Here is a 15,516-nt window from a genome sequence, read left to right as displayed (position 1 = left end):
CCCAAATGTGGGCCATGAGCTGCAAAATTGATACACGAGGCGCCCCTTGCCAACCCGGCTCGGGGCGCCTCGTCGTGCATATATTCTGCCGCGCTCCGACGAAATGTGTGACAAGCCCCACCGCCGTGTGATACAAACAGGCATATTCCTAATAGGAATATCGACACGGAGCAACGGAGCTTGGAGGCCGACATGACAGCAACAGTCGAATCCACCACCCCCAGCGCGGTCATCGACCGGGTATCGCTGGTCCTCGACGCGTTCGACGGCCCCGGCCGCCTGACCCTGGCGCAGATCGTGCGCCGCACGGGCCTGCCCCGTTCCTCCGCGCACCGGATGCTGGAGCGTCTGGTGCAGCTGCGCTGGCTGCGCCGCAACGGCCGGGACTACGAACTCGGGATGCGTCTGGTCGAGCTCGGCTCGCTGGCCGTGCATCAGGACCGCATGCACCGCGCCGCCGGCCCGCTGTTGCACGAGCTGCACCGCGCCACCGGCCTCGTCGTGCACCTCGCCGTGCTCGACGGCGGTGACGTCGTCTACCTGGAGAAGGTCGGCAACGGCATGATGACGGTGCTGCCGTCGCGGGTGGGCGGCCGCCAGCCGGCGCACTGTACCGCCGTCGGCAAGGCGATCCTGGCCTACAACCAGGACGCCGAGGTCGACCTCATGAGCCGCAAGACCAAGTACTCGATCGCCAACCGTGCCCAGCTCGCCACCGAACTGGCCAAGGTCCGCGCCCACGGCGTCGCCTTCGAGCGCGAGGAGTCGGTGCCCGGATTCGGTTGTGTCGCAGCGCCGATCGGCCGCCAGGGTGAGGCCGTCGCCGCCGTCTCGGTGTGTGGTCCAATGAACCGCATGGCCTTCGAACAGCTGACCGCGCCGGTGCGCATGACCGCCATGGGCATCTGGCGCAACGCCGAGGATTCCCGGGTCGCGCCGACGCTGCAGCCGATGCGGCCGCTGCGCATGGGCCCGGCGTTGCAGTACGCATGAGCCGCCAGCGAGTAGCGCTAGCGGATCACGCATGAGCCTGGACCCCCAGATCGCCGGCCTCCTCGAGGCACTCAACAGCGGCTTCCCCGACCTGCCGAACATGACCGGGGCGCAGGCGCGCGCCGCCATTCGTGCGCGATTCGTCGCACCTGCCGAACCCGAAGCGGTCGCCTCCGTCACCAACACGGAGGTCGACGGCATCGGGGTCCGGGTCTACCGCCCCGCGGCCGACGGCCCGCTTCCGATCTTCGTCTTCGCACACGGCGGCGGCTTCGTCTTCTGCGATCTGGATTCGCACGACGGCCTCTGCCGCAGCTTCGCGAATTCGATTCCCGCCGTGGTCGTTTCGGTCGACTACCGGCTGGCACCCGAACATCGGTGGCCGGCCGCCGCCGAAGACGTCTACGCCGTCACCCAGTGGGCCGCCGCCCATGCCCACGAACTCGGCGGCGACCCGGCGAAGCTCGTCGTCGGCGGCGACAGCGCCGGCGGCAACCTCGCCGCCGTCACCGCGCTCATGACCCGCGACCGCGGCGGTGCGCCGCTGGCCGCGCAGGTACTGCTGTACCCGGTGCTGACCGCCGATTTCACCTACGGCTCCTACCACGAGTTCCGCACCGGCTACTACAACACCACGGCCGCCATGCAGTGGTACTGGGACCAGTACGTGCCCAACACCACCGACCGCGAAAACCCTTATGCGGCACCGTTGTCCGCATCCGTCGAGGACGTAGCCCCGGCCGTGCTCGTCGTCACGGGCTACGACCCGATGCGGGATGAGGCCCTCGCCTACGCCGAAGCGCTGCGCGAGGCCGAGGTACCGGTGACCGAGCTGTACTACGGGGCCATCCACGGTTTCCTGACCATGCCGGTGCTCGACATCGCGCACCGGGCCCGTCGTGACGTGGCCGACGCACTGACCAAGTTGCTCGCCGACTAGTCGGCGCTTCCCCAACCAATCGAGGAGATCATCATCGGCACCTACGCTGTGACCGGTTCGGCATCGGGCATGGGATACCAGGCGGCGAAGCAGTTGCGCGATCAGGGCCATACGGTGATCGGCGTCGACCTCAAGGACGCCGATGTCATCGCGGACCTGTCGACCGCCGACGGCCGGCGTACCGCCGCCACGCGGGTGCTCGAACTGTCCGAAGGCACGCTCGACGGTGCCGTACTGGCCGCCGGGATCGGGCCCGGTGCCGGCGCCGACCGCGCACGCCTGATCGCCCAGATCAACTACCTCGGCACCGTCGACCTGCTGACGGCCTGGCGGCCCGCACTGGCGGCCGCCGGTAACGCGAAAGTCGTTGCACTGGGCAGCAACTCCAGCACGACGGTGCCCGCGGTACCCCGCCGCGCCATCCGCGCACTGGTGGCCGGCGACGCCGAGCGGGCAGCCCGCGCCGTGCGGTTCTTCGGCGGCGGCGCCTCCGCGCTCATGTACGCCGCGTCCAAGATCGCCGTGGCCCGCTGGGTCCGGCAGACCGCGGTGACGGCCGACTGGGCCGGCCGCGGCATCCGGCTGAATGTACTGGCGCCCGGGGCCATCATGACGCCGCTGCTGCAGGCGCAGCTCGATTCGCCGCGCGAGGGCAAGGCCGTCCGCGCCTTCCCGATCCCGACCGGCAACTTCGGCGATCCCGTGCACCTCGCCAACTGGATCGTCTTCATGCTGTCGGACTCCGCCGACTTCCTCTGCGGCAGTGTCATTTTCGTCGACGGCGGCACCGATGCCTACTTCCGGCCCGACGGCTGGCCCAAAGGTGTGCCGCTGCGCGGCATTCCGCGGTATGTGTGGCGGCATCGCCGCTTCGCCAAGACCCGCTGACCGCCCACCGGCCTACCCCTGGGCGCGGATTGCCTTGGGGCTCATGCCGTAACGGCGCTTGATCGCGGTGCTCAGCGCGAAGGCGGTGCCGTAGCCCACGCGGCCGGCGACGGCTTCGATGGTGGCATCGGAACCGCGCAGCAGGTCGACGGCCAGCGCCAGGCGAATCTCGGTGAGGAGCGCCATCGGCGGCTCGCCGACGAGTTGGGTGAACCGCCGCGCCAGGGCCGCCCGGGACAGCCCGACCTCGGCGGCCAGCGACCCCACGGTCCAGGGATGTGCCGGATTGTTCTCGATGAGCCGAAGTGCCGTGCCCACCTGAGGATCTCGATACGCGCGATACCAGGCCGGTGCCTCGGCACGGGAGAACCAGCTGCGCAGAGCGGCGATCGTGAGCAGATCGAGCATCCGGTCGAGCACCGCGCCCTGGGCCGGCTCATCGCGCGCCATCTCGTCGAGCAGCAGATCGACCAGCATGGTGTTGACCTCGCCCCGCCGGATCACCACCAGCGGTGGCAGCGCGGTCAGCAGCCTGCGGCAGACCGCACCCACTTCTTCGTAGGCGCCGGTGATCAACAGGGTCTGCGCGTCAGGTCGGGTGCCCCAGCTCCGGATCCCCAGACTCAGTGCCTCACACAGTGGTTCACCATCGATGGTCGTGGTGACCTGCCCCGGGTGCACGACGACTTCGGGCGCGGTCGCCGCGTCATCGGCGACGGTGTAGCAGTCGGGCCCGCGGCAGATCGCGATGTCGCCCGCTTCGAGTCGCCGGCCGACGGCACCATCCGGGATGACGGTCGCCGACCCGCGGGCGACCACCACGATGGTGAGCGGCGCGCGGTCCTGCACGCGCAGCGACCACGGCGGGTCGAGCAATACCGTCAGCTCATGACATTCACCAAGCTCCCCCAGCCGCTCGGCACGACGGCGCTCATCGTCGCGCTGTTGTCCTCCGGGCTGCTCGCGGGCCTCTACTACGCATACGCGGTGTCGGTGCTGCCCGCACTCGGCGCGTTCGACGACCGGACCTTCATCGACGTCATGAACAAGATCAACGTCGTCATCGTCAATCCGCCGTTCCTGCTGACCTTCCTCGGGTCGGTCGGCTTCACCGCGCTGGCCGGGGCGTTCTACGTCAAGCCCGGCGCCCGTCCGGTGCTGATCTGGATCGGTATCGGCCTGGCCCTCAACCTCGCCAGTCTCGCCGTCACATCGGTGGTCAACGTGCCGCTCAACGACAAGCTCACCACCGCGGCCGGCTCGACCAGTGCCGCCGATCTCGCGTCACTGCGCCAGCAGTTCGAGTCGTCGTGGGTGCGCTGGAACATTATCCGCGCAGTGGCCAACACCGCGGCCACCGCCGTCCTGGGTTGGGCGCTCGCCGTGCCGGTCCGCGGTTGACGCGGGATTAACGCACGGTGACCACAACCATGGGCCGGCGCGCCGAACTGCGGCATCGTCGCGTCAGTGGTGAGTTCAGAGATCAAGGCCAGTGATGCGCAGCTGGCGAAAGGCCTGCGGCGCAGGCATTTGAACCTGATCGCCCTCGGCGGAGTGATCGGCGCGGGGCTCTTCGTCGGCAGCGGCGTCGTGATCGGCAGCGCCGGACCCGCCGCCATCGTGTCGTTCCTGATCGCCGGCATCATCACCCTGCTGATCATGCGGATGCTCGCCGAGATGGCGGTGGCGCAACCGGTGGTCGGCTCGTTCTACGTCTACGCCCGGCAGGCGCTCGGGCGCCGTGGCGGTTTCGTCACCGGCTGGATGTACTGGTACTTCTTCGTCATCGTGGTCGCGGTCGAAGCCGTTGCGGGCGGCCGCATCCTGCATCTCTGGCTGCCCGCGGTGCCGTTGTGGGTGCTCAGCCTCGGCCTGATGCTGGCCCTCACCGCAAGCAACCTGGTCTCGGCGCGCTCGTTCGGCGAGTTCGAATACTGGTTCTCGTCGGTGAAAGTCATTGCCATCGTGGTGTTCCTGGGCATGGGCGCGCTGTGGATCACCGGACTGTGGCCGCACTCCACACCCGGCCTGGCCAACCTGATCGACCACGGCGGCTTCGCGCCGCTGGGCTGGGGCGCGGTCCTGGCAGCCGTCGTACCGTGCGTCGCGTTCTACACGGGCGCCGAGATCGTCACCATCGCCGCCGCCGAATCCGACGAACCCGAGCGGGCGGTGACGCGGGCGATGAAGTCGATCGTCTTCCGCATCATCGGGTTCTACGTCGGCTCGATCCTCGTGGTGGTGGCCATCCAGCCCTGGAACACCAAGAGCGTCAGCATCAGTCCCTACGCCTCGGTGCTCACCGTTCTGGGCATCCCGGGCGTCGCGACGATCATGAACTTCATCGTGCTCACTGCGGTACTGTCCTGCCTCAACTCCGCGCTGTACACGACGTCGCGAATGCTGTTCGCGCTCACCACCTCTGGTGACGCGCCCCGGTTCTTCACCAAGCTGTCCCCGAGCGGCGTCCCGCGCCGTGCAATCCTGCTGGGCACCGCCGTCGGCTACGCATCGGTCGCCGCGACCTACGTGTGGGGCGACGTGGTGTTCAACTTCCTGATCAACTCCTACGGCGCCGTCGCCCTGTTCGTCTACCTGATCATCGCGATATCGCAGGTCGTCCTGCGCCGCCGCATCGAGCGGACGCGGCCCGGCACGTTGAAGCTGACGATGTGGCTGTTCCCGTGGCTGAGCTACGCCACCATCGCGCTCATGGCGACCGTCATCCTGGCGATGGCGTTCCTCCCCGACACCCGCTCGCAGTTCCTGATGAGCGGTGTCACCCTGGCCGTCATCCTCGTTTCGTTCGAGGTGGTCCGACGGCGCAACACCCCTGACGCCGAACCCGCGACCGCGGCGCCGACGAGCGTCGACAGTCGTGTTCCCGCCGACGCGATCGAGAACTGAACCGGATCACTGCCCTGCCGACAGGATGCTGATCGCGATGTCGGTGGCCGGGCCGATGACGGTCTCGATGTCCAGGTCGTCTTCGGCGGTCTGCGCGGCGAGCTCGCGCACGCCGGCCAGCAGCATCACGGCCTTGGGCCTGGTGATGGGCGGCAGCCCGGCCCGCTGAAATCCCGGGTTGGCGGCGAGTTCGCCGAGCAGCGCGGCGAGTTCGGCGAAATTTCGCCGCTGAATCGGACGGGCGGCCGCGCCCAACGCGGGCAGGTCGCGGATCCAGCTCAGCGAAATCGCCGGGCGCGCCGTGAGATGTGCGATGTAGGCCGTGAACATCTGCCGAATCTGATTGTGCCAGTGCGCATCTGAATCGACGGCCGCCCGGATGTCGGCGACCAGATCGTCGGTCACCGAGGCAAGCAGGGCCAGGTAGCACTCCTGCTTGTTCGCGAAGTGCAGGTAGAAGGTGGTCTTGGAGGCCTGCGCCTTGCGCACGATGTCGACGACGGACGTCGCGGCGTAGCCGCGTTCGCCGATCAATGCCGCGAGCGCGTCGACAAATCGCTGACGGGCGTCGTCGTCCTCGGTGTTGCGCATCCCAGTACGTTATCGTACTGTGCCCTGACGTGCGAGTACGACCTCGTACTCACAGATGGGGAAACCATGATCCGTGCGATCCGAAGCCGCAGACGCGGCACCGCTGCCCGGTTGGCATCGGCCGCGGCGCTGGCGCTGCTGGCCGTCGTCGGCGCACCGCCGGCACCGGCGTCCGCCGTGGCGATCACCCGGTGCCCGTGGCGCGCCACCACCGTCGCAAGTGGGTTGGGCTCCCTGGAAAACCTCGCGTTCGACGGTGCGGGCACCATGCTCGTCTCACGCACCGTCGGCAGTTCCGGGCAGCTGTACCGCCTCACCCCCGACGGCAAGGGCAGCACCTTCGTACCGAATGTTGCTGCGCCGGGGAGCATCACCGTCGCCGACGGGGCGGCATACTTCACCACCGGCAACAGCTTTCTCTCCGGAGTCTTCGGCGCGAAGGACGGCGGCATCGCCCGCGTGGATCTCGGCAGCGGCGTGCTGACGACGGTCGCGACCAAGCTCACCATGCCCAACGGCATGGTCCGGTTGCCCGACGGCTCGTTCGTCGTCTCCCGCAACATCGGCTGGACCACCGGGCTGACCAGGATCAGCGCCGACGGCACCCGCGAGAGCCGCCTCGCACCCTCGGTGACCATGGCCAATGGCCTGACATACGACACCGCGCACCACACCGTCATCGCCTCGATGGACCTGCAGCCCGTCAGCACCCTGGCCATCGTGGACGTCACCGACCCCAGCCACATCCGCACCGTCAACCTGGGCCTGTTTGGGCTCTTCGGATTCCCTGATGACCTCACGGTCGGTCCGGACGGCCTCATCTACCTGGCGATGGACGGCGGCGACATCGTCCGCATCGATCCCGAACGCCACGCCGCGTGCATCCTGGCCTCTGGCATGTTCGGCAGTACCTCGGTGCGCTTCGGCGCGGGCCCGGGCTGGGACCCGCAGGCGCTGTACAGCACCGACCTCTTCGGCACCGTCCGCAAGCTGACGCCGACCGCAGGCTGAGAAGACATCCCGGTGACCGGACCACAGCCGTCCAGCCGGACACCGGTGCCGCAAGAATCCTTCGGCAACGAAAGGACTTGCAGCATGGATAGATTCAGCGACCGCCGGGTCATCGTGACCGGCGCCGGGTCGGGCATCGGACAGGCCACCGTGGCCCGTCTGCTCGATGAGGGCGGCACCATCGTCGCGTGCGACATCTCCGCCGAAGGCCTGGCCCGTACCAAGGAAGCCGCCGAAAAGGCCGGCACCGCAGCGCGTCTCACCACCGCGGTGCTCGACATCTCGTCCGAAGCGGACGTCATCAAGGGCGTCGACGCCGCCATCGCCGACATGGGCGGCCTGGACGTGCTGGTCAACGTCGCCGCGATCGAGACGTGCTCACACACCCACGAGATCACGCTGGCCGACTGGAACCGCATCATCGCGGTCAACCTCACCGGCACCTTCCTCATGACCCGCCAGGCGCTGCCCGCGCTGCTGGCATCGGGGCGCGGGGTGGTCATCAACTTCACCTCGACCTCGGCGAGCTATGCCCACCCCTATATGGCGGCCTACTCCGCCAGCAAGGGCGGCATCCTGAGCTTCACCCACTCGCTGGCGCTCGAATACGCCAAGCAGGGACTGCGCGCGGTGAACATCCAGCCCGGCGGTGTCTCCACCCCGCTGGCGAACGGCACGTTCGCCAAGATGCCGGAAGGCACCGACTACGGGCTGTGGACCAAGCAGGTCCCGATGCTCAACACCGGCAACGACGCGAACCTGGGTGATCCCAGCGCGGTCGCCGCGGTGGTCGCCATGGCGGCTTCCGATGACGGCGCGTTCCTCACCGGCACCGAGATCCGGATCGACGGCGGCGCGCACTGCTGACGCGCCACGAACTTCCGCGGGTGCTCAGCGGACGACCACGTCGCTGGGCACCCGCGGATCACCAAGCATCGCCCGGTGCGACGGCGGCGTGCGCCCGTCGACATCGGTGATGCCGTAGCGCTGGGCTTCTTCCGCGGCGATCACGGTCTGCCCGCTGATGCCGTCGAGGTCCGGGTCCTGGTACAGCGCGTTGATCACATGCCCGATGAACTCCGGGGTCTCGAAATTACCGGCGGCCTTGGCCAGCGTCTCGGCGTCGAACGCTTGCTTGAACTTGTCGGTGAGCAGGATGCCCATCCAGATCGACAATGTCGACACCCCCGTGCCGTGGAAGTCGACGGCCATGTCGGCGGCCATCTTGTCCACGCCGGCCTTCTGCGCGCCGTAGGCCGGGCCGTGCATGTAACACACCCCGCCCGGCGACGACGTGAACGCGATCAGGCCACGGCCCTGTGCCACCAGTAGCGGTGCGGCGTGCCACGACGCCACATACGCCGACCGCAGGCCGACGTCGAGCACGTCACCGAGGCCGATCGGCTTCTCCCAGAACGGCTTCGGGTCGACGAGGTTGTCGTGCACCACGGCGGCGTTGTTGACCAGCAGATCGAGCTGTCCGGCCTCGTCGGCCACCCGCGCGAACAACGCGGCCACGGCGTCGTCGTCGCGGTGATCCACCGGCACGGCGATACCGCCGTCGCCGGGATCGGTGACGGTACGGCCCGTCAGGTACACCGTCCACCCGTCGGCCACCAACGCCGCGGCAATACCCTTGCCGGCGCCCCGGCTGGCACCGGTGACGACCGCGACCCGCTTGTCTGAGCTCATGCGGCTATGGTGCCACGCCCAGTTCGTCCTCAACGACGTGCACGACACCGGCCGCCACCGCATCCGCGATCGACTCCTTCAGCTGGCCGCACGCCAGGAAGATCCGGCCCGGCAGACACTCGGCCCGCCGGCGCTCCTCGCACCGCGCAGCCGACTCGCGCGTCCACTGCACGCTGGTCTGCTGCCAGCTGCCCTTGCGCGCCAACACCTCTGCACCACAGGCGCGGCAGGCCACCGGCACCATCGGCATGTCGGCCAGCCGGATGTCGGGCCGCGCGGTCATCAGACCGACTCCGCGGCCCGTGCTGCTGCGATGTTGGCTTCCATCTCCTTGGTCCACGCCTCACGCGGGACGGTGGTGTCCAATTCGTATTCGAAACGGTCGGTCATCTCCGGCACCACATCCGCGACGTCGACGTAGAACTGCTCGTACCACCGGCGCAGCTGGTAGACCGGGCCGTCCTCCTCGACCAGGAGCGGATTGTCGATGCGCGCCTTGTTCTTCCAGATCTGCACGTCCTGCTCGAAGCCCTGCTTCACCCAGTCACCGAGCGCGTGCGCCGTCGCGACGGCCGCCTCCTCGGGCAGGCCCGCCATCTTCTTCACGATGATTCCGTACTGCAGCACAAAGGAATTCGAGTCGATCGGGTAATGGCAGTTGATCAGGATGGTCTTGTGGTCGGCGTCCGGGTAGTGGTACGTCAGGTCATCGATCATGAAGGACGGTCCGTAGTACGACGCCACCGACGTCGAGCCGAGCATCTTCGCACCTTCGGTGCCCTGCATGTCCTCGCGACCGCCGCCGTTCATGTACTGCGTCGCGACCTGGCCCTCGAAGATGTTCTTGAAGTGCGACGGCACCGCGCCGTGGATGTAGAAGAAGTGCGCCATGTCGACGACGTTGTCGATGATCTCGCGGCAGTTGACGTTGACAACCGTTGTGTACCAATGCCAATCGGTCCACTCATCGCTGCCCGCCTGCTCGATGCGCGGGATGTAGTTCTCCGCCGGCGGCGCGCTGCCCTCGGGGTCGTTCCAGATGAACAGCATCCCGTCCTGCTCGAGGGTCTCCCACTTCGCGGTACGTGCCAGCCGCGGGGTGCGCTTGGCGTACGGCACCAACTTGCATTTGCCGTCGCCACCCCAGCGCCAGTCGTGGAACGGGCAGGCGATCTCATTGCCCTTGACGGTGCCCTGGCTCAGGTCACCACCCATGTGGCGGCAGTAGCTGTCCAGCACGTTGAGCCGGCCGTCCGCGCCACGGAACACGACGAGTTTCTGCCCGAAGGCCTTGATCGAGTGCGGTTTGCCGTCACCGAGGTCCTTGGTCAGGCCAAGGCAGTGCCAGCCACGGGCGAACCGGGTCGGCGCTTCACCGGCTTCGATCTGGCGAACATCGACATCCTCCACCGACATCTGATGACCATCCTCACATTGAAAACTGGGCTGCAGTTTGATGTTTCAGGTCTAACAGCAACGGGGTGCGCAATGCACGTGTTCTCCCGCTGGCAGGGACGCGCGAGGCCGGAAATCGGTCTGTCGCAATACGCTTGGCGGCCGTGACGACATCTGCCGCGGCCACGATTCCGGCCGGCCTCGACATCACCGACACCACCGTCGATCTGCTGGTGATCGGTTCCGGTACCGGCCTGGCCGCCGCGCTGAGCGGTCATGAATCGGGGCTGAACGTCCTGGTTGTCGAGAAGGCCTCCGACATCGGCGGGTCCACCGCCCGCTCGGGTGGCGCCCTGTGGCTGCCGACGACTCCCCTGCTGACCGACAAGGGCACCGCCGACACCGCCGACCGCGCCGCGACGTACCTCGACGCCGTCGTCGACGGCACCGCACCGGCGGCCCGCTCGGCGGGCTTCCTGCAGCACGTCAACGCGACCGTCGACATGCTGGGCCGCACCACCCCGATGCGGCTGTTCTGGGCCCGCGAGTACTCCGACTACCACCCCGAGCGACCGGGCGGCCGCGCCACCGGGCGCACCTGCGAATGCCGCCCGCTCGACGCCGGCGTGCTGGGCGCCTACCGGGACCGGCTGCGCGGCGGTGTCATGGAGGTCAAGGTCCCGATGCCGACGACCGGCGCGGACTACAAATGGATGAACCTGATGGCGCGGGTGCCGCGAAAAGGCTTGCCGCTCATCGCCAAACGGCTCGCGCAGGGCGTCGGCGGCAAGCTGCTGGGACGCGAGTACATCGCCGGTGGCCAGGCGCTGGCGGCCGGGCTGTTCGCCGGTGTGCTGCGGGCCGGCATCCCCATCTGGACCGAGACATCGCTGGTCCGGCTGACCGGCGACGGTCAGCGCGTCACCGGCGCGGTGCTGTCGCACGGCGGCGGTGAGGTCACCGTCACCGCCACACGCGGCGTGGTGCTGGCGGCCGGTGGCTTCGATCACGACATGGCGATGCGCCACAAGTACCAGTCCGATTCGCTCGGCGACCACGAGAGCCTCGGCGCCGATTCCAACACCGGTGAGGCCATCCGCGCGGCCACCGACCTCGGTGCCGCCACGGCGTTGATGGACCAGGCCTGGTGGTTCCCGGCCGTCGCGTCCGCGAACGGTCGCCCGCCCGCCGTGCTGCTGGCCGAGCGCTCGCTGCCCGGCTCACTCATCGTCGATCAGGACGGCAAGCGCTTCGCCAACGAGTCGACCGACTACATGTCGTTCGGCCAGCGCGTGCTCGAACTCGAGCGGGCCGGCACGCCCGTCGAGTCGATGTGGATCGTGTTCGACCAGAAGTACCGCAACAGCTACGTCTTCGCCGCCGGCTCGTTCCCGCGGATGCCGCTGCCCAAGTCCTGGTACCGGGCCGGTATCGCCGCCAAGGCCACCAACTTCGCCGATCTGGCGGCCCAGATGGGAGTCCCGGCCGCCGATTTCGAGCGGACCATGACGCGATTCAACGAGAGCGCGGCCGCCGGCATCGATCCCGATTTCGACCGTGGTCTGAGCGCCTACGACCGCTACTACGGTGATCCGACGGTGACGCCCAACCCGAACCTGCGCCCGCTGGTCAAGGGCCCGTTCTACGCGGTGAAGATGACGCTGAGCGACCTCGGCACCTGCGGTGGCGTGGTGGCCGACGAGCGCGGCCGGGTGCGCAGGGAGGACGGCGGCGTCGTCGAAGGCCTGTACGCACTGGGGAACACCGCGGCCAACGCCTTCGGCGCCGTCTACCCGGGCGCGGGCGCGACCATCGCGCAGGGCCTGGTGTACGGCTACATCGCCGGACGGGATGCCGCCGGGAAGTTGTGAGAGCTCAGAGCCCGCCGAGGTCGTCGGGCACGTCGACGGCGTACGCCTGGAGCACCTCGAGCGGCACGACCTCGAGCGTCCGCTCGTGTGTGGAGGCGAGCACCACCGGTGCCGCGTAGCCGTCGTTGTGCGCGCGCAGCCAGTTCACCGCGGTCACGCACCAGCGGTCGCCGGGCGACAGGCCCGGGAAGCGGTACTCCGGCATCGGCGTGGACAGGTCGTTGCCTATCGAACGCTGGTGCGCCAGGAACTCGCCGGTCACGACGGCGCAGATGGTGTGCCGGCCGGCGTCCTCGGGCCCGGTCGAGCAGCAGCCGTCACGGTAGAAGCCCGTCAGCGGTTCGGTGCCACACGGTTCCAGCGGAGCACCGAGCACATTGCGATCTGCCACCGGTCAATCCTTCCTTACCTTGCTCGCGGTGAAAAGGCTTGCCCCGCACTCGATGTCCGCACCGGAAGTGACCGCGGCCGACAAGGTAACGTTCTCCGGCACACGTTCGTCCATCACCACCACGGCGACAATGGGATTGAGCCCCCTGGCCTCGACCGCGGGCACGTCGTAGCCGATGACGACCTGCCCCGCGGTGACGTCGTCACCCTGACTGACATGAGCCGTGAAACCGTCACCGTTGAGCCTGACGGTGTCCAGGCCGAGGTGCACGAGAACGCCCACGTTGTCCGCGGTCAGGACGACGTAGGCGTGCGGCATGAGTTTCAGGAGTCTGCCGGTGACGGGGGCGACGGCCTCGATCACGCCGCGCGGCGGGTCGATCGCGGCGCCGTAGCCGACCATGCCCGCCGAGAACACGGGGTCCGGGACGTCCTCGAGCCGAACCGCGCGCCCGGCGACCGGGGCGAGAACTGACGTCTGACTCACTGGCGCATCTCCTCTGTTCGTGCGCTCCCACAATACGAGCGCCGCCGAACGAGCTCTCACGGACGCATGTTCTCGTCTAAGCTGCCGCAAAGCTCTCGCGCCGAGTGGCGTTTCTGCGGCAGAGAAGGGTCTCGCACATGAACGGCACAGCGAAAATCTCAGGTGCACAGGAAAAGTCGGACCTGCGCATCCCCGGCTTCGCTCAACTGCAACGGCTCGGCAAGAGTCTCATGCTGCCGATCGCCGTGCTGCCCGCGGCGGGAATCCTGCTCCGGCTGGGCCAGGACGACCTGCTGGGCAAGATCAAGGCCCCCGTCATCGGGCCGTTCGTCCACGCGATGAGCGCTGCCGGCGACGCACTGTTCACCAACCTCCCACTGCTGTTCGCCGTCGGCGTGGCCATCGGGTTCGCCAGGAAGGCCGACGGCTCGACAGCGCTGGCCGCCGTCGTCGGCTACCTCGTGGTGCAGTCGGTGTTCAAGACCATGTCGCCCGTCGTGCTGGCCGGCGAGGTCGACAAGGCAGGCGCCCAGGCCCAGATCAACTACAGCGTGTTCGCGGGAATCGTGGTCGGCCTGCTCACCGCGTGGCTCTTCGACCGCTACCACACCATCCAATTACCCGCGTACCTCGGGTTTTTCGGGGGCAGGCGGTTCGTCCCCATCGTGGTGTCGATCGCCTGCCTGTTCCTCGCGTTCGCGATGAGCTACTGCTATCCGCTGTTCGACGCGGGCCTGACCGGCCTGGGCAGGTTCATCGGCGGTTCTGGGGCCTTCGGCGCCTTCGTCTACGGATTCGCCAACCGCATGCTGATCCCCCTGGGCCTGCACCACATCCCGAATTCCTACGTGTGGTTCCTCTACGGTGACTACCAGACTCCCGACGGCCACGTCGTCACGGGTGAACTCACACGCTTCGCCTCGGGCGACCCGACCGCGGGCATCCTCACATCGGGGTTCTACCCGGTGCTCATGTTCGGATTGCCGGCCGCCGCCCTGGCGATGATCCACGTTGCCGACAAGAAACAGCGGAAGGTCGCCGTCGGCATCCTGTCGGCCGCGGCGCTGACGGCGCTGCTGACCGGGGTCACCGAGCCGCTCGAATTCTCGTTCATGTTCGTGGCGTTCCCGCTGTACGTCATCCACGCCGTGCTGACCGGGCTGTCGTTGGCGATCGCGTACCTACTCGACATCCACCTCGGCTTCTCCTTCTCCGCGGGACTGGCCGACCTCCTCCTCTACGGCACCGCCCCGGCCGCGAAGAACATCCCGCTGCTCATCGGCATGGGTGTCGTCTTCTTCGTCGTCTACTACGTGCTGTTCCGGTTCGCCATCACGAAGTGGAATCTGCGGACCCCGGGCCGGGAGCCGGATACCGAATTCGAAGCCGAGGAGCAGGCGAATCTCGGCGAAGGCGCGGACTCGAGGCCGGAGCAGGTGATCGCGGCCTTCGGTGGGCGGGGCAACCTCGTCGCCGTCGACGCGTGCATCACGCGGCTGCGCATCGAGGTCGCCGACACGAGCAAGGTCGATCAGGACCGGCTGAAGAGTCTCGGCGCCGCGGGCGTCATCGAGGTCGGCAACAGTGTCCAAGCGGTTTTCGGCACCGACTCCGAAGCCCTCAAGAACGACATCGCCGCGATCCTCTAGACGTCGTGGCGGCCCTGAACCTCGCGCTCGACCTCACGCCACAGGCCCGGCATCGAACGCGGCATGCCCGCAACGCCTTTCGCCGCGGTCTGTAGCACCGCGTCGGCGTCGTCGATGTCCTTCATCAGTTCGAGCGCCAGTTCCCGCTCGGCGGCGTAGTACTTGGCCGCCCAGCGCAGCGCGATCACCGAATACGCCCACACCGGCTGGGCCTTGGCGCCGTCGGAGTCCTCGGCGGCCTGCCGCTCCATGGCCTCGCAGTAGGCGACGTGCTGCTCGAGCAGCTCCCGCAGCCGGGTCGGGTTGCTCAGGTGGCCGAACGTAACCCGCAGCAGCACACTGTGTTTGAGCACCGGCGGGTCGACGGGAGCGTTGTTGGTCCAGTCGGTCACGGCAGCCATGCCGGACTCGGTGATCTTGTACAGACGGCGCGTGCGCAGGCCTTCGTCCTGCTCGACGCGGGACTCGAGATAGCCAAGTCCCTCAAGCTTTTTCAGCTCGGTGTAGATCTGGCTGTACGACGGGCTCCAGTAGTAGAAACCGACGCTCCAGTCGATCCACTTCTTGATGTCGTAGCCGCTGAGTTCCTCTTCGTACGACAACATGCCCAGCAGCGTCCAACTCGTCGCCGCCAGCGACGGTTTGCTCTGCGGCTTGCTTGCCATCTGTTTAGCCTAACAATCTATTGCCGCAAAGGCCCCA

Annotated in this window: 17 protein-coding genes; 9 read left to right on the top strand and 8 right to left on the bottom strand. The window is 67.9% G+C overall.

Annotated features, from left to right (window positions below; genetic code table 11):
- The first annotated feature begins 192 nt into the window (after positions 1–192).
- The 3 genes from VXD91_RS14855 to VXD91_RS14845 are packed head-to-tail and all read left to right on the top strand — an operon-like array spanning position 193 to position 2,821.
- Positions 193–993 (top strand): IclR family transcriptional regulator, encoded by an 801-nt coding sequence (locus VXD91_RS14855; protein ID WP_212811874.1) that lies wholly within the window; start codon positions 193–195, stop codon positions 991–993.
- 31 nt (positions 994–1,024) lie between these two features.
- Positions 1,025–1,933 carry an alpha/beta hydrolase gene (locus VXD91_RS14850; RefSeq protein ID WP_212811875.1) on the top strand — a complete coding sequence of 303 codons (909 nt, stop codon included), beginning with the start codon at positions 1,025–1,027 and terminating at the stop codon, positions 1,931–1,933.
- A 33-nt stretch (positions 1,934–1,966) separates the two neighbouring features.
- A complete protein-coding gene (locus VXD91_RS14845) occupies positions 1,967–2,821 on the top strand; it encodes an SDR family oxidoreductase (protein ID WP_212814851.1) in 855 nt (284 codons plus the stop codon).
- A gap of 12 nt (positions 2,822–2,833) precedes the next feature.
- Here the strand turns inward: VXD91_RS14845 and VXD91_RS14840 are convergent, their stop codons facing one another.
- Positions 2,834–3,697 (bottom strand): AraC family transcriptional regulator, encoded by an 864-nt coding sequence (locus VXD91_RS14840; RefSeq protein WP_244872587.1) that lies wholly within the window; start codon positions 3,695–3,697, stop codon positions 2,834–2,836.
- A 12-nt stretch (positions 3,698–3,709) separates the two neighbouring features.
- Here VXD91_RS14840 and VXD91_RS14835 point away from each other — a divergent pair, with 12 nt between their 5' ends.
- Together VXD91_RS14835 and VXD91_RS14830 are read left to right on the top strand one after the other, a co-directional pair.
- The gene (locus VXD91_RS14835; RefSeq protein WP_212811876.1) at positions 3,710–4,222 is read left to right on the top strand and encodes an anthrone oxygenase family protein; all 513 of its coding nucleotides are present in this window, start codon (positions 3,710–3,712) and stop codon (positions 4,220–4,222) included.
- A 69-nt stretch (positions 4,223–4,291) separates the two neighbouring features.
- A complete protein-coding gene (locus tag VXD91_RS14830) occupies positions 4,292–5,728 on the top strand; it encodes an amino acid permease (protein WP_346415781.1) in 1,437 nt (478 codons plus the stop codon).
- A gap of 6 nt (positions 5,729–5,734) precedes the next feature.
- On the opposite strand, the gene VXD91_RS14825 is transcribed toward VXD91_RS14830, so the two are convergent.
- Positions 5,735–6,319 carry a TetR/AcrR family transcriptional regulator gene (locus VXD91_RS14825; protein ID WP_346415769.1) on the bottom strand — a complete coding sequence of 195 codons (585 nt, stop codon included), beginning with the start codon at positions 6,317–6,319 and terminating at the stop codon, positions 5,735–5,737.
- Between the two features lie 66 nt (positions 6,320–6,385).
- Here VXD91_RS14825 and VXD91_RS14820 point away from each other — a divergent pair, with 66 nt between their 5' ends.
- Positions 6,386–7,330: a hypothetical protein gene (locus VXD91_RS14820; RefSeq protein WP_346415768.1), complete on the top strand. Its 945-nt coding sequence runs from the start codon at positions 6,386–6,388 to the stop codon at positions 7,328–7,330.
- Between the two features lie 84 nt (positions 7,331–7,414).
- The gene (locus VXD91_RS14815; protein WP_346415767.1) at positions 7,415–8,197 is read left to right on the top strand and encodes an SDR family oxidoreductase; all 783 of its coding nucleotides are present in this window, start codon (positions 7,415–7,417) and stop codon (positions 8,195–8,197) included.
- Positions 8,198–8,221: 24 nt separating this feature from the next.
- Here VXD91_RS14815 and VXD91_RS14810 read toward each other — a convergent pair whose 3' ends face one another.
- The 3 genes from VXD91_RS14810 to VXD91_RS14800 are packed head-to-tail and all read right to left on the bottom strand — an operon-like array spanning position 8,222 to position 10,438.
- Positions 8,222–9,022 carry an SDR family NAD(P)-dependent oxidoreductase gene (locus tag VXD91_RS14810; RefSeq protein WP_212811880.1) on the bottom strand — a complete coding sequence of 267 codons (801 nt, stop codon included), beginning with the start codon at positions 9,020–9,022 and terminating at the stop codon, positions 8,222–8,224.
- 4 nt (positions 9,023–9,026) lie between these two features.
- Positions 9,027–9,305 carry a ferredoxin gene (locus tag VXD91_RS14805; protein ID WP_212811881.1) on the bottom strand — a complete coding sequence of 93 codons (279 nt, stop codon included), beginning with the start codon at positions 9,303–9,305 and terminating at the stop codon, positions 9,027–9,029.
- Positions 9,305–10,438 (bottom strand): Rieske 2Fe-2S domain-containing protein, encoded by a 1,134-nt coding sequence (locus VXD91_RS14800; RefSeq protein ID WP_212811882.1) that lies wholly within the window; start codon positions 10,436–10,438, stop codon positions 9,305–9,307. Before VXD91_RS14800 ends, VXD91_RS14805 begins: the two co-directional genes overlap by 1 nt.
- A gap of 143 nt (positions 10,439–10,581) precedes the next feature.
- Between VXD91_RS14800 and VXD91_RS14795 the strand changes: the two genes are divergently transcribed.
- The gene (locus tag VXD91_RS14795) at positions 10,582–12,288 is read left to right on the top strand and encodes a 3-ketosteroid-delta-1-dehydrogenase (protein WP_346415765.1); all 1,707 of its coding nucleotides are present in this window, start codon (positions 10,582–10,584) and stop codon (positions 12,286–12,288) included.
- Between the two features lie 4 nt (positions 12,289–12,292).
- Here VXD91_RS14795 and VXD91_RS14790 read toward each other — a convergent pair whose 3' ends face one another.
- Both VXD91_RS14790 and VXD91_RS14785 read right to left on the bottom strand, forming a co-directional pair.
- Positions 12,293–12,679: a DUF2237 domain-containing protein gene (locus tag VXD91_RS14790; protein ID WP_029118411.1), complete on the bottom strand. Its 387-nt coding sequence runs from the start codon at positions 12,677–12,679 to the stop codon at positions 12,293–12,295.
- A 3-nt stretch (positions 12,680–12,682) separates the two neighbouring features.
- Positions 12,683–13,165, bottom strand: a complete 483-nt coding sequence (locus tag VXD91_RS14785; RefSeq protein WP_212811884.1) for a glucose PTS transporter subunit IIA — start codon at positions 13,163–13,165, stop codon at positions 12,683–12,685.
- Between the two features lie 137 nt (positions 13,166–13,302).
- Here VXD91_RS14785 and VXD91_RS14780 point away from each other — a divergent pair, with 137 nt between their 5' ends.
- On the top strand, positions 13,303–14,814 hold the full coding sequence (locus VXD91_RS14780; protein WP_212811885.1) for a PTS transporter subunit EIIC: 1,512 nt from the start codon (positions 13,303–13,305) through the stop codon (positions 14,812–14,814).
- Here VXD91_RS14780 and VXD91_RS14775 read toward each other — a convergent pair.
- Positions 14,811–15,479: a PadR family transcriptional regulator gene (locus VXD91_RS14775; RefSeq protein WP_020103763.1), complete on the bottom strand. Its 669-nt coding sequence runs from the start codon at positions 15,477–15,479 to the stop codon at positions 14,811–14,813. The two genes, VXD91_RS14780 and VXD91_RS14775, sit on opposite strands and share 4 nt — an antisense overlap.
- Between the last annotated feature and the right edge of the window lie 37 nt (positions 15,480–15,516).

The sequence above is a fragment of the Mycobacterium sp. SM3041 genome, assembly GCF_039668335.1.
GTDB lineage: Bacteria > Actinomycetota > Actinomycetes > Mycobacteriales > Mycobacteriaceae > Mycobacterium.
Note: the sequence above shows the minus strand (reverse complement) of the source record. Positions and strands in the feature narration are given on the sequence as shown.

Coding starts and splice junctions, on each gene's coding strand:
- VXD91_RS14855 (WP_212811874.1), top strand. CDS start 193: ATGACAGCAACAGTCGAATCCACCACCCCCAGCGCGGTCATCGACCGG.
- VXD91_RS14850 (WP_212811875.1), top strand. CDS start 1,025: ATGAGCCTGGACCCCCAGATCGCCGGCCTCCTCGAGGCACTCAACAGC.
- VXD91_RS14835 (WP_212811876.1), top strand. CDS start 3,710: ATGACATTCACCAAGCTCCCCCAGCCGCTCGGCACGACGGCGCTCATC.
- VXD91_RS14825 (WP_346415769.1), bottom strand. CDS start 6,319: ATGCGCAACACCGAGGACGACGACGCCCGTCAGCGATTTGTCGACGCG.
- VXD91_RS14820 (WP_346415768.1), top strand. CDS start 6,386: ATGATCCGTGCGATCCGAAGCCGCAGACGCGGCACCGCTGCCCGGTTG.
- VXD91_RS14815 (WP_346415767.1), top strand. CDS start 7,415: ATGGATAGATTCAGCGACCGCCGGGTCATCGTGACCGGCGCCGGGTCG.
- VXD91_RS14810 (WP_212811880.1), bottom strand. CDS start 9,022: ATGAGCTCAGACAAGCGGGTCGCGGTCGTCACCGGTGCCAGCCGGGGC.
- VXD91_RS14805 (WP_212811881.1), bottom strand. CDS start 9,305: ATGACCGCGCGGCCCGACATCCGGCTGGCCGACATGCCGATGGTGCCG.
- VXD91_RS14800 (WP_212811882.1), bottom strand. CDS start 10,438: ATGTCGGTGGAGGATGTCGATGTTCGCCAGATCGAAGCCGGTGAAGCG.
- VXD91_RS14780 (WP_212811885.1), top strand. CDS start 13,303: ATGAACGGCACAGCGAAAATCTCAGGTGCACAGGAAAAGTCGGACCTG.
- VXD91_RS14775 (WP_020103763.1), bottom strand. CDS start 15,479: ATGGCAAGCAAGCCGCAGAGCAAACCGTCGCTGGCGGCGACGAGTTGG.